Origin of the sequence: Streptomyces sp. WAC04114, assembly GCF_019733245.1 — a bacterium.
GTDB lineage: Bacteria > Actinomycetota > Actinomycetes > Streptomycetales > Streptomycetaceae > Streptomyces > Streptomyces massasporeus_A.
On record NZ_JAIGQA010000233.1, the window covers coordinates 1 to 11,329 of the forward strand.

13 protein-coding genes are annotated in these 11,329 nt (G+C 72.4%); 5 read left to right on the forward strand and 8 right to left on the reverse strand.

Features of this window, described 5'->3' with window-relative positions:
- Positions 1-339: DUF664 domain-containing protein (locus tag K4G64_RS35655; RefSeq protein WP_221760039.1), on the reverse strand; the 339-nt coding region annotated here is incomplete at its 3' end.
- A gap of 43 nt (positions 340-382) precedes the next feature.
- On the reverse strand, positions 383-973 hold the full coding sequence (locus tag K4G64_RS35660; protein ID WP_221760040.1) for a TetR/AcrR family transcriptional regulator: 591 nt from the start codon (positions 971-973) through the stop codon (positions 383-385).
- Between the two features lie 82 nt (positions 974-1,055).
- Here K4G64_RS35660 and K4G64_RS35665 point away from each other — a divergent pair, with 82 nt between their 5' ends.
- Positions 1,056-2,282: an FAD-dependent monooxygenase gene (locus tag K4G64_RS35665; protein ID WP_221760041.1), complete on the forward strand. Its 1,227-nt coding sequence runs from the start codon at positions 1,056-1,058 to the stop codon at positions 2,280-2,282.
- On the forward strand, positions 2,254-3,159 hold the full coding sequence (locus K4G64_RS35670) for a Gfo/Idh/MocA family protein (protein ID WP_221760042.1): 906 nt from the start codon (positions 2,254-2,256) through the stop codon (positions 3,157-3,159). Before K4G64_RS35665 ends, K4G64_RS35670 begins: the two co-directional genes overlap by 29 nt.
- Here the strand turns inward: K4G64_RS35670 and lnt are convergent.
- Both lnt and K4G64_RS35680 read right to left on the reverse strand, forming a co-directional pair.
- Positions 3,083-4,648, reverse strand: coding sequence for an apolipoprotein N-acyltransferase (lnt, locus tag K4G64_RS35675; protein ID WP_221760043.1), 1,566 nt, complete (start codon positions 4,646-4,648; stop codon positions 3,083-3,085). The genes K4G64_RS35670 and lnt overlap by 77 nt on opposite strands.
- Positions 4,649-4,777: 129 nt before the next feature.
- Positions 4,778-5,248, reverse strand: coding sequence for a nuclear transport factor 2 family protein (locus tag K4G64_RS35680; RefSeq protein ID WP_221760044.1), 471 nt, complete (start codon positions 5,246-5,248; stop codon positions 4,778-4,780).
- 96 nt (positions 5,249-5,344) lie between these two features.
- Here K4G64_RS35680 and K4G64_RS35685 point away from each other — a divergent pair, with 96 nt between their 5' ends.
- Positions 5,345-5,947 carry a DUF4291 domain-containing protein gene (locus K4G64_RS35685; protein WP_221760045.1) on the forward strand — a complete coding sequence of 201 codons (603 nt, stop codon included), beginning with the start codon at positions 5,345-5,347 and terminating at the stop codon, positions 5,945-5,947.
- A 42-nt stretch (positions 5,948-5,989) separates the two neighbouring features.
- Here the strand turns inward: K4G64_RS35685 and K4G64_RS35690 are convergent, their stop codons facing one another.
- The 3 genes from K4G64_RS35690 to K4G64_RS35700 form a co-directional block, all read right to left on the reverse strand.
- Positions 5,990-6,169, reverse strand: a complete 180-nt coding sequence (locus K4G64_RS35690; protein WP_221760046.1) for a hypothetical protein — start codon at positions 6,167-6,169, stop codon at positions 5,990-5,992.
- Positions 6,170-6,278: 109 nt separating this feature from the next.
- Complete coding sequence (locus K4G64_RS35695) at positions 6,279-7,154, reverse strand: undecaprenyl-diphosphate phosphatase (RefSeq protein WP_221760047.1); 876 nt, start codon at positions 7,152-7,154, stop codon at positions 6,279-6,281.
- A 159-nt stretch (positions 7,155-7,313) separates the two neighbouring features.
- Positions 7,314-7,784: a helix-turn-helix domain-containing protein gene (locus K4G64_RS35700; RefSeq protein ID WP_221760048.1), complete on the reverse strand. Its 471-nt coding sequence runs from the start codon at positions 7,782-7,784 to the stop codon at positions 7,314-7,316.
- Between the two features lie 93 nt (positions 7,785-7,877).
- Between K4G64_RS35700 and K4G64_RS35705 the strand changes: the two genes are divergently transcribed.
- A complete protein-coding gene (locus K4G64_RS35705; RefSeq protein WP_221760049.1) occupies positions 7,878-9,047 on the forward strand; it encodes a thiolase family protein in 1,170 nt (389 codons plus the stop codon).
- 55 nt (positions 9,048-9,102) lie between these two features.
- Here the strand turns inward: K4G64_RS35705 and K4G64_RS35710 are convergent, their stop codons facing one another.
- Complete coding sequence (locus tag K4G64_RS35710; RefSeq protein WP_221760050.1) at positions 9,103-9,894, reverse strand: TVP38/TMEM64 family protein; 792 nt, start codon at positions 9,892-9,894, stop codon at positions 9,103-9,105.
- Positions 9,895-10,234: 340 nt separating this feature from the next.
- Here K4G64_RS35710 and tuf point away from each other — a divergent pair.
- Positions 10,235-11,329, forward strand: a 1,095-nt coding sequence (gene tuf, locus K4G64_RS35715; RefSeq protein ID WP_221760051.1) for an elongation factor Tu, incomplete at its 3' end; no start/stop codon positions are given.

The window sequence follows — 11,329 nt, forward strand, 5'->3', positions numbered from 1 at the left end:
GGCGGTCTCGATCTCGGACTGCCAGGTGGCGTAGGCCTCCTCCCATGTGTCGGACTCGGACAGATGGAACTCGCCGTCCGGATCCTCCTCGGTGTAGTAGATCGGGCCGGCGTCCTCGGCCGTGAGCACCTTGCGGAACCAGCCCCGCTCGACCTCCGCCATGTGCCGCACCAGTCCCATCAGGCTCAGCTCGGACGGTTCCACCGCGGCGGTGCGCAGCTGGGCGTCGGTCAGGCCCTCGCACTTCCAGGCGAGGGTCTGGCGGTGGTAGTCCAGCCAGCCCTCCAGCATCGTGCGCTCGTCGGCGGTGGTGGCGGGCTCTCGGCGTTCGTTCGTCATGGACGCATCCTGTCCGAGCCGCCTCCGCCGCACCACAAGATTTTCAGTCCCCGAGCATGCCCTTCAGCAGTTCCCGCAGGCCGGCCCGGACCTCCTCCAGGCTCGGTGTGTCCGCGCCGAACGATCCCGCCACACAGCTGAACATCAGCCCGTCCGCCCAGGCGATCAGCGACAGGGTGTGCCGGGCCGGGTCCGTCGAGCCCATGCCGGTGACCAGGGCGGTCAGCTGGTCCCTGAATCGGGCGCCCGTGGCGTCGAAGTAGGCCCGTAGTTCGGGGCGGCGCGTCGCCTCCAGGGCCAGTTCGTACCGGGCGAGGGTCAGCGCGCGGTTGTCCGTCAGGGCCCGGTGGGCCGCCAGGGCCAGCGCGTCCACCAGCGAGTCGGTCCCGGCCGCCGGGTCCGGCATCTCGTGCAGGGCCAGCACCCGCGCCTCACGGTCGGCCAGCCGCCGCACCGCCAGTTCCAGCAGGGCCTGCCGGGTCCGGGCGAGATTCGACGTGGAGCCCTGGGGGAGTGCGGCCGCCTCGTCGACCGCCCGGTGTGTGAGGCCGCGCATCCCGCGCTCGGCGAGCAGGGCGAGGGCGGTGTCGGCGACGAGGTCGGAGCGGCTGGGACCGGCGGTGCTGGTGGACATGGGGCTCACGCTACCCGTCCGACTACACCTGTAGTAACGTCGATGGCGTCACTACAGGTGTAGTCACAGACGAGGAGGACCCATGGCGCAACCCGGGCACGCCGTCGTGATCGGCGGCGGTATCGGAGGCCTGACCGCGGCGGTCGCCCTGCACCGGCGCGGTCTGCGGGTCACCGTGCTGGAGCGGGCCCGTTCGCTGGAGCCGGTCGGCGCGGCGATCTCCCTCGCGCCCAACTCCCTGCGCGCACTGGACGTCATCGGCCTCGGCGACGAGGTCCGCGACCTCGCCGCCTGGTCGGGAGACGGCGGCCTGCGCGCTCCGAGCGGGCGGTGGCTCTCCCGCTCCTCTGCCGAGGCCGCCGCCGAGCGCTTCGGCGGCCCGCTCGTGCTGCTGCCCCGCGCCACCCTGATCGAGCGTCTCGCCGCCCTGCTCCCGGCGGACGCCGTCCGCACGGACGCCGCCGCGGTGCTCGCCGACAGCGGAGGACCCGGCCGGGCGGCCCGCGTCACGACCACGGACGGCGAACTCGAAGCGGACCTGGTGGTGGGCGCGGACGGCGTCCGGTCCGCCGTGCGCGGGGCGCTCTTCCCCGGCCATCCGGGGCCCGTCTACTCCGGCTTCACCACCTGGCGGGTCATGATCCCCGTCCCCGGCGCCCGGTTCTCCTCGCACGAGACCTGGGGCCGGGGCCGCCTGTGGGGCACCCACCCGCTGAAGGACGGACGCGTCTACGCCTACGGCGCCGCCCTGACCCCGGCCGGCGGCCGGGCGCCCGACGACGAGAAGTCCGAGCTGCTGCGCCGCTTCGGGGACTGGCACGACCCGATCCCGGCCGTGCTCGCCGCCGCCCGGCCCGAGGACGTCCTGCGTCACGACGTGCACCACATCGCCGTACCCCTGCCCGCCTACCACAAGGGCCGGGCCGCCCTGCTCGGCGACGCCGCACACGCCATGCCCCCGAGCCTCGGCCAGGGCGGCAACCAGGCGATCGAGGACGCCGTCACGCTCGCCCACCACTGCGACGACCTCGCCGCCTACACCGCCGCCCGGCTGCCCCGCACGACCGCCATCGCACGCCAGGCCGTGAAAGCGGCCCGGCTCAGCCTCATGAGCAGCCGGGCCGGCATGGCCGTGCGCGACTCGGCCGTCGCCGCACTGTCGAAAGCCGGGCCCGCCCTGTTCCTGCGCAGCTTCGACGGCATCGCCGACTGGGCGCCCCCGCAGCGGCCGTATGCTTCCGGGCAGACCCCGGCAGGCAACCGTTGGAGGAGATCACCCCGTGAAGGTCGGCTGCATCGGACTCGGTGACATCGCACAGAAGGCCTACCTCCCGGTCCTCGCCTGCCGGCCCGGGGTCGAACTGCACCTGCAGACCCGTACGCCCGCAACACTGGACCGGGTCGCGGAGGGCCTGCACATCCCGCCGGAGCGGCGGCACACCACCCTCGACTCCCTGCTCGCGGCGGGCCTCGACGCGGCCTTCGTGCACGCGCCCACGCTCGTGCACCCGGAGATCGTGACGCGGCTGCTGGAGGCGGGCGTGCCGACCTATGTCGACAAGCCGCTCGCCTACGAACTCGACGACTCCGCGCGGCTGGTGGCGCTCGCTGAGGAGCGGGACGTGAGCCTCGCCGTCGGCTTCAACCGGCGCTTCGCCCCCGGCTACACGCAGTGCGCGGACCACCCGCGCGAGCTGATCCTGATGCAGAAGAACCGCATCGGGCTGCCGGAGGAACCCCGCTCGATGATCCTCGACGACTTCATCCACGTCGTCGACACCCTGCGGTTCCTGGTGCCCGGCGAGGTCGACGACGTGACGGTGCGTGCCCGGGTCCGGGACGGGCTGCTGCACCACGTGGTGCTCCAGCTCGCCGGGGACGGCTTCATCGCGCTCGGCGTGATGAACCGGCTCAGCGGTTCCGCCGAGGAGATTCTCGAGGTGTCCGGGCAGGACACCAAGCGGCAGGTGATCAATCTCGCCGAGGTGGTCGACCACAAGGGGCAGCCGACCGTGCGGCGGCGCGGGGACTGGGTGCCGGTGGCCCGTCAGCGCGGCATCGAGCAGGCGGTGCTCGCGTTCCTCGACGCGGTCCGGGCCGGCAAGGTGCTCAGCGCCCGGGACGCGCTGGAGACCCACGAACTGTGCGAGCGGGTGGTACGCGCGGTTCAGGAGCGGACCGCCTGAGCCGCAGCGTCCGTGCGCCCTCGCCGACAGCCCACAGGGCGAGGATCACCATCGCCGCGTGTACCGTCCAGTCGCCGTGGCGGACATAGGGCGTGGTGCCGTGGGCGAGGGGGACGTCGTAGATCCGCGCGGCCGAGGCGTCCGTGCCCAGCCATGAACCGATGCGCCGTCCGTCCGGGCCGTAGACGGCGGAGACGCCCGTGAGGGTCGCGTGCGCCATGGGGCGGCCGGTCTCGGCGGCGCGCAGCGCGGCCAGCGACGCGTGCTGCTCGGGCGCCCAGCTGTGCTGGAACGTGGAGGTCGACGACTGGCCGATCAGCACGTCGGCGCCCTCCCGCGTGAGATGGCGGGTCATGTCGGGGAAGGCGGTCTCGAAGCACACCAGCGGGCCCACGCGCAGGCCGTCCCCGACGTTCATCACGATCGGCTGCGAGCCGCGCCTGCGGTCCTCGGCCGCGGCCTTGCCGACGGAGGTGGCCCAGCCGAACAGGGACCGGGCTGGGATGTACTCGCCGAACGGCACGAGCCGCATCTTGTCGTAGCGCTCGCCGGTCAGGCCGTCGGGCCCGACCAGGACCGAACTCTTGTAGATGCCGGGCTTGTCGGAACGCCGGGCGTCCACGTTGACCAGGATGTCGGCGCCCGTCGCGCGGGACAGGTCCGCCAGACGCCGGGCGAGACCAGGCCGGTCCCCGAGGTCGAAGCCGACGCTGCTCTCGCCCCAGACGATCAGGTCGACGTCCTGGCCGGCGAGCCGGCGGGTGAGCTGCTCCTCGCGGTCGAACCGGCCGCCCGGGCCGACGATGACGCCGGGCTGCACGACGGCGATCCTGACCTGGCCGTCCACGGCGGGGCGGGGCGAGAAGGCCCAGGCGGCGGAGGTGGCGGCGGCCGTGGCGACCAGACCGGCCACGGCGGGCATCCGGGCCCGGCGGACCGCGACGAGGACGGCGACGGCGACGTTGACGGCCACGAGCAGGTAGCTGAGCAGCCACACCCCGCCGACCGAGGCGAGCCGCAGTGCGGGCTCCGCCTGCCACTGGCTGCTGCCGAGCATGCCCCAGGGGCCGCCGAGCCCCTGCCAGGAGCGGACCAGCTCGACGGCCAGCCAGCCCGACGGCAGTACCACCAGCGCCACCGCGACCCGGCCGGGGGAGGGAAGACCGCCGAGGAGACGGCGCACCAGCCAGCCCCAGGGGGCCCACAGGGCGCCGAGGAGGGCTGCGATGACGATCGTGAACACGTGCAGGCTCGGCAGCAGCCAGTGGTGCATGGCCAGCATGAAGGCGAGGCCGCCGCACCAGCCGTCGAGGGCGGCCCGCTTCCCCGTCGGCGCGGTCCGCAGCAGCAGGATCCAGGGGACCAGGGCGGCGTAGGCGCACCACCACAGCGACGGCGCGGGGAAGGCGAGGACGGGGAGGGCGCCCGCGACCGCCGCGGCGGCCGAGCGGCGCCAGGGGGAGGCGAGCCAGTGGCCGAGCGTCTTCATAGGCGCCTCCTACCCGCGGGTGCCTCCAGTGTGCGCCCTGCGGACGATCTAGGACACAGGACGCCGGGTCAGTTGACCACAGGTGCCTTGTCCGGCCCGGGAAGGCGCCGCCGCTGCACCCGAGCCGGGTCAGGGGGCGACAGGTGCGCTCTTCGGCTCGGGAAGGCGCCGCCACTTCTCCCGTACGACCACCTCGCTCAGCCGCCAGCCGTCGTCCGTGCGCAGCGCCGCGAAGGAGTACCGGCCGCCGCACACGAAGTCGGGGGCGGGCCCGGTGGTGGCCATGGGATTGACATAGTCGGCCTGGACCTCGGCGGTGTCGCCGGTGTCCTGCTCCCAGATCCCGAAGCGCACCCGCCGGTTGACGATCAGGTGCTGCCGCATCGGGAACAGCCGCAGGCTCTCCGCGAGCCACGCGGCGACCGCCCGGGCCTCTCCCTCGATGCCGCCGGCCGAGCGGTAGTCCGCCCGCCCGCGCGGGGCGAACAGCCCCCGGTACGCTTCCCAGTCGCCGTCGTCGACCGCCACCGCGTAGTCGGTGATCAGCCCGTCCACGGCCAGCCGGTCCCTCACGGTGGCGAGCTCCACGCGCTGCGTCATCGGATCAGTGTTGGGCATGGCGAGGGCCGGGCCAAGAGCCGTGCGTGAGCGATATTCGGTGGCCGCCGAGGGGCAGCGGGGCCCAGCCTGTCCGTCGTGAACGAACGACACGAACCGAAGTACCAGGTGCGCGCCCGCCACACCGGGTCCACGATCACCGTCTACCAGGCCTACCGCCCGGAGATCGGCGGCCCCGCCGCCCGCCAGGGCCGCTTCCCGGGCGCGTGGAAGCGGGAGCGCATGACATGGATCAAGCCGTCGTTCCTGTGGATGATGTACCGCTGCGGCTGGGGCACCAAGGAGGGCCAGGAGACCGTCCTGGCGATCGAGATCGACCGCGAGGGCTTCCTCTGGGCGCTGCGCAATGCCTGCCTGTCCCATCACGTCCCCGCGCTGCACGGCGACCAGGCCTCCTGGAAGCGGCAGTTGAGACAGGCGCCCGCGCGGGTGCAGTGGGATCCGGAACGGGACCTGCACCTCAACCCGCTCCCGCACCGGTCGCTTCAGCTGGGGCTCGCCGGGGAGGCCGCCGCGCGCTACGCGGACGAGTGGATCGTGGGGATCGAGGACGTCACGCCGCTCGCCACGGAGATCCACGGCCTGGTGCGGGCGGGGCAACTGGAGGCGGCCGCGGGGCTGTTGCCCGAGGAGCGGCCCTTGGTCCTCGACGACGAGGTGCTGGCGCGGCTGCGCGCCTAGAAAGCGCAGGGAAGGGGGTGGAACGGCGACGGCGGAGGCTGCTCAGGCCGCCTTGACGACGCCGGCTCGGATCGCGGCCGCCCACTCGACGACGAGCAGCTCGTACTCCGCGCGCTCCTCGGCCGACAGGGTGCCGCCCGTGCGCTGCCACAGCGCACGGATCTCGTCGTTGACCTCGGCAGCGGACCGCACGGAACCAGGGGTCACGAAATCGGGGGACATGCGGACAAGCCTAGGGGCAGCCACTGACAGCCCGCTACCGGACGGCTACGCGATCCCTATGCGGTTGGTCACGAGAGCGGGGTCACATCGCCCGGGAACCCGTCCCGGGTCAGCCCGCCGACTCGGCCGCGTGCGGGCTCAGGGCACCCATGCTGACCAGGGCGATGATGAGGATGCCGAGCGCGATGCGGTAGTAGACGAACGGCATGAAGCTCTTGGTCGAGATGAACTTCATGAACCACGCGATCACCGCGTACCCGACGCCGAAGGCGATGATCGTCGCGAAGATCGTCGGACCCCACGACACATGGCCTCCCTCCGTGGCGTCCTTCAGCTCGAACGCGCCCGAGGCGAGCACCGCGGGGATGGCGAGCAGGAAGGAGTAGCGGGCCGCGGCCTCGCGCTTGTAGCCCATGAACAGGCCGCCGCTGATGGTGGCGCCGGAGCGGGAGACGCCCGGGATGAGCGCCATGGCCTGGCAGACACCGTAGATCAGGCCGTCCCGGACGCCCAGGTCCTCCAGGGCCTTGCGCTGCTTGGGCGCGCGGTGCTTGCCGCCGCTCTCGTCGCGGGCCGCGAGCCGGTCGGCGACGCCCAGGACGATGCCCATGCCGATCAGCATGGTCGCGGTGACGCGCAGATCGCGGAACGGTCCCTCGATCTGATCCTTCAGCGTCACGCCGAGCACACCGATCGGGATCGAGCCGACGATGACCAGCCAGCCCATCCGGGCGTCCGGGTCGCTGCGCAGCGCCTTGTTCGTGAGCGAGCGCGTCCAGGCCGAGATGATCCGCCCGATGTCCTTGCGGAAGTAGATCAGCACGGCTGCCTCGGTGCCGATCTGCGTGATCGCCGTGAAGGCCGCGCCCGGGTCCTCCCAGCCCGAGAAGGCCGCCGTCAGCCGCAGGTGGGCGCTGGAGGAGACGGGGAGGAACTCGGTCAGCCCCTGGACGAGTCCGAGGATGAGTGATTCGAACCAAGACATGAGGTAGCGGAGTCCAAGTGCCGATCGTGGGAACGGACGACGGGCACACCGGGCCGCCGTTGCGGTGAACGGGGGATCATGTGCGCCGAGGGGGAAGCGTAGCGTCCCCGGAAGGCCGCCAGGACACAGGGGTTTGGAAGCCGCCGCTGACCAGGGCGATCAGGCGGCGCTGGGTCCGGTCACCGTCCAGCCCGGCGCCTGCGGGCGGGCCGTGAGGTCCTCGTGGCGCACCTCGTCGCCGCAGGCCCGGCAGGTGACGGCCGGGGCGAGCGGGCGGCCGCAGGAGTGCTCCAGGACCATCGGCCGGTCACCGTCCGCCCGCAGATGGCGGTCGCCCCACGCCATGAGGGTCATCAGCACCGGCTCCAGCTCCAGACCGGCCGGGGTCGGCCGGTACTCGAAGCGCTGCGGGCGCTCGCTGTAGAGGTGCTTGGCCAGGATCCCGGCGTCGACGAGCCGGCGCAGCCGGGTGGCCAGGATGTCGCGCGGGGCGCCGATGTTGCGCACCAGCTGGTCGAACCGGCCGTTGCCCAGGCACACCTCCCGCAGCACGAGCAGGGAGTACTTCTCGCCGACGAGCGCGAGGGTGTCGGCGATGGAGCAGGGGCGCGGGTCTTTGCTGGCGGCCATGGCGCTCAGTCTAGAAGAGGGTTGGAATTTCCAACCCTGCGGGCTACGGTGAGTTCGGATTTCCTACTCACCGGTAGTCGTGGAGGCCCGCACATGCGTGACGCAGTCATCGTCGAAGCCGTACGCACCCCGATCGGCAAGGGCAAGCCCAACGGCGCCCTCGCGCACATCCATCCCGTGGAGCTCCTCGCCCACACCCTGCGCACCCTCGTCGAGCGCTCCGGGGTCGACCCGGCGCTCATCGACGACGTCATCGGCGGCACCGTGGACCAGGTCGGCGAGCAGGCCATGAACACCACCCGCTACGCCGTGCTGTCCGCGGGCTTCCCGGAGTCGGTGCCGGCGACCACCGTGGACCGCCAGTGCGGCTCGTCCCAGCAGGCCGTGCACTTCGCGGCGCAGGGGGTGCTCTCGGGCGCCTACGACCTGGTCGTGGCCTGCGGGGTCGAGTCGATGAGCCGGGTGCCGATGTGGTCGAACGTGCCGGCGGGCAAGGATCCCTTCGGCCCCGGGGTCGCCGAGCGCTACCCGGAGGGGCTCGTTCCGCAGGGTGTCAGCGCCGAGCTGATCGCCGCGAAGTGGTCGATCGGCCGCGAGCAGTTGGACGCCTTCGCCGTCTCCTCCCACCGCAAGGCGGCCGCGGCCTGGGAGAACGGGCTCTTCGACGCCGAGGTCGCGCCACTGGAAGGCGTCACGCGCGACGAGTGCGTTCGGCCCGGCAGCACCCCCGAGATCCTCGCCGGCCTCAAGCCCGCCTACCACGACCCCGGCTTCGCCGAACGCTTCCCGCAGATCGAGTGGAACGTCACGGCGGGCAACGCCAGCCCGATCAACGACGGGGCCTCGGCGGTGCTCATCACGTCGAGCGAGATGGCGGCCCGGCTCGGGCTGCGCCCGCTCGCCCGGCTGCACAGCTTCGCCGTGACCGGCTCCGACCCGTTGCTGATGCTCACGGGCGTGATCCCGGCGACCGAGAAGGTGCTGCGCAGGGCCTCACTGACCCTCGACGACATCGACCTGTTCGAGGTCAACGAGGCGTTCGCCAGCGTCGTACTGGCCTGGCGGCAGGAGACCGGCGCCGACCTCGCCCGGGTCAACGTGCACGGCGGGGCCATCGCGCTCGGGCATCCCCTCGGCGCGAGCGGGACCCGGCTGACGACGACGCTGGTGCACGCCATGCGGGAACGGGGCGCCCGCTACGCGCTCCAGACCATGTGCGAGGCGGGCGGACTCGCCAACGCCATGGTCCTGGAACGGGTCTGACCGGGACAGCCGGCCCGGGGCGGACACTCGTCCGGGCCCCGGGCGTGACGGCGCGTCAGAGGCGGCGCAGCTGGTGCCGCTTGCGCCAGGCCACCACCACGCCCCCCAGCGCGGGCAGGGCGATGCACGCCATGGCGATCAGGAAGGCGGGAGAGGTCGGGGTGGAGGCACGGGCGCCCGCGACGGCGTAGGCGGCGGTGTTCGGGATCGAGCCGAGGCCCGTGGCCAGCAGGAACGGCAGCAGACCCATGCGGGAGACGGAGGCGCAGTAGTTCGCGGCCCAGAACGGCACCCCCGGGAACAGGCGCACCATCAGCATCGACCGGAAGCCGTGCCGGCTGAGCTGCCCGTCCGCGGCCTTCAGCCAGCGCCCCCGCAGCAGGGGCCGCAGGGCGTCCTGGCCCAGCGCCCGGCCCAGGCAGAAGGCGATCCCGGCACCGAGCACCGTGCCCGTCAGGGCCACGCCGAGGCCGAGCTGCGAACCGAACAGGGCGCCGGCCGCCAGGTTCAGCAGCGGCCTCGGCACGAACGCCACGGTGCACACGCCGTACGCCACCGTGAACACCGCCGCCGCGGCGGCGCCACCGAGCTGCGGCGGCCAGCCCTCCGTCAGCAGCCGCTGCGGCTCGAACAGCAGCACCCCGCACGCGCCGGCGGCGAGCAGCACGACGAGCAGGGACAGCCGCGACCACGGGGAGAGCAGAACTCTGGTGCAGCGAGCGGCGAGATGGGTCGGTACGGCGGGCGAGACGGTCGTTGCCGGGGGAACGGCGACGGCGAGCTCCGCGGCGGTGGCCCGGGGAGAGGCCGTGGCGGTGCCCCCAGAGCGGGTGGTGGCATCGAGCATCCGGTGACACTAACCGACAAATGTGTGTGATCGCCGTATGGTTCGTCTCACGAGCGTCACAGCCGGCGGTGCCCGACCCCGTGCGCGGGCCACCGAAAACCATTCGACGTGCGGTAAAGCGTCGGCAATGATCGAGGACATGTTCCGGCACGCCTTCGCCCTCGCAGCATCCGTGGTCACGGATGCCCCGAAGGCTGCCGTCGTCGATCTCACGGCCGTCATGGACGGCGCCCGAAGCTGACCCTCTCCGGTTCGTCCGGCGGATCCCGCAAGGGGAGGGTCGGGCAGGTCCTCGGGGTCCCACTTCTTCTTCGCTGAGCAGACGCTTCGAGGTACAGCCATGTCTAAAACGGCTTATGTCCGTACGAAACCGCATCTCAACATCGGCACGATGGGTCATGTCGACCACGGCAAGACCACGTTGACCGCCGCCATCACCAAGGTCCTGGCCGACCGCGGCAGTGGCGCGTTCGTGCCGTTCGACCGGATCGACCGCGCGCCCGAGGAGGCGGCGCGCGGCATCACCATCAACATCGCGCACGTGGAGTACGAGACCGACACCCGGCACTACGCGCACGTCGACATGCCGGGCCACGCCGACTACGTCAAGAACATGGTCACCGGCGCCGCCCAGCTCGACGGGGCGATCCTCGTCGTCTCCGCGCTCGACGGGATCATGCCGCAGACGGCCGAACACGTCCTGCTCGCCCGGCAGGTGGGCGTCGACCACGTCGTGGTCGCCCTCAACAAGGCCGACGCGGGCGACGAGGAGCTGACCGACCTGGTCGAGCTGGAGGTCCGCGACCTGCTCACCGCGCACGGCTACGGCGGCGACTCCGTACCCGTCGTACGCGTCTCGGGTCTGAAGGCGCTGGAGGGGGACCCGCTCTGGACGGCGTCGATCGAGGCGCTGCTCGACGCGGTGGACACGTATGTGCCGATGCCGGAGCGGTATCTGGACGCGCCGTTCCTGCTGCCGGTGGAGAACGTGCTGACCATCACCGGGCGGGGGACCGTGGTGACCGGGGCGGTCGAGCGGGGCGTGGTGCGCGTCGGTGACCGGGTCGAGGTGCTCGGGGCCTGTGTCGAGACGGTGGTCACGGGGCTGGAGACCTTCGGGAAGCCGATGGAGGAGGCGCAGGCCGGGGACAACGTGGCGTTGTTGTTGCGGGGGGTGCCGCGGGATGCCGTGCGGCGGGGGCATGTGGTCGCGGCGCCGGGGAGTGTGAAGCCGCGGCGGCGCTTCTCGGCGCAGGTCTACGTCCTGTCGGCCCCTGAGGGTGGGCGGACGACGCCCGTCTCCTCCGGGTACCGGCCGCAGTTCTACATCCGGACCGCGGATGTGGTGGGGGTGGTCGACCTCGGTGAGGTGGCGGTGGCCCGGCCCGGCGACACGGTTGCGATGACCGTGGAGCTGGGGCGGGACACCGCCACC

Bases quoted from the DNA above. Each gene is read 5' to 3' on its own strand.
- K4G64_RS35695 (WP_221760047.1), bottom strand. From the start codon at position 7,154: ATGTCTTGGTTCGAATCACTCATCCTCGGACTCGTCCAGGGGCTGACC.
- K4G64_RS35660 (WP_221760040.1), bottom strand. From the start codon at position 973: ATGTCCACCAGCACCGCCGGTCCCAGCCGCTCCGACCTCGTCGCCGAC.
- K4G64_RS35710 (WP_221760050.1), bottom strand. From the start codon at position 9,894: ATGCTCGATGCCACCACCCGCTCTGGGGGCACCGCCACGGCCTCTCCC.
- K4G64_RS35680 (WP_221760044.1), bottom strand. From the start codon at position 5,248: ATGACGCAGCGCGTGGAGCTCGCCACCGTGAGGGACCGGCTGGCCGTG.
- K4G64_RS35690 (WP_221760046.1), bottom strand. From the start codon at position 6,169: ATGTCCCCCGATTTCGTGACCCCTGGTTCCGTGCGGTCCGCTGCCGAG.
- K4G64_RS35700 (WP_221760048.1), bottom strand. From the start codon at position 7,784: ATGGCCGCCAGCAAAGACCCGCGCCCCTGCTCCATCGCCGACACCCTC.
- lnt (WP_221760043.1), bottom strand. From the start codon at position 4,648: ATGAAGACGCTCGGCCACTGGCTCGCCTCCCCCTGGCGCCGCTCGGCC.
- K4G64_RS35665 (WP_221760041.1), top strand. From the start codon at position 1,056: ATGGCGCAACCCGGGCACGCCGTCGTGATCGGCGGCGGTATCGGAGGC.
- K4G64_RS35705 (WP_221760049.1), top strand. From the start codon at position 7,878: ATGCGTGACGCAGTCATCGTCGAAGCCGTACGCACCCCGATCGGCAAG.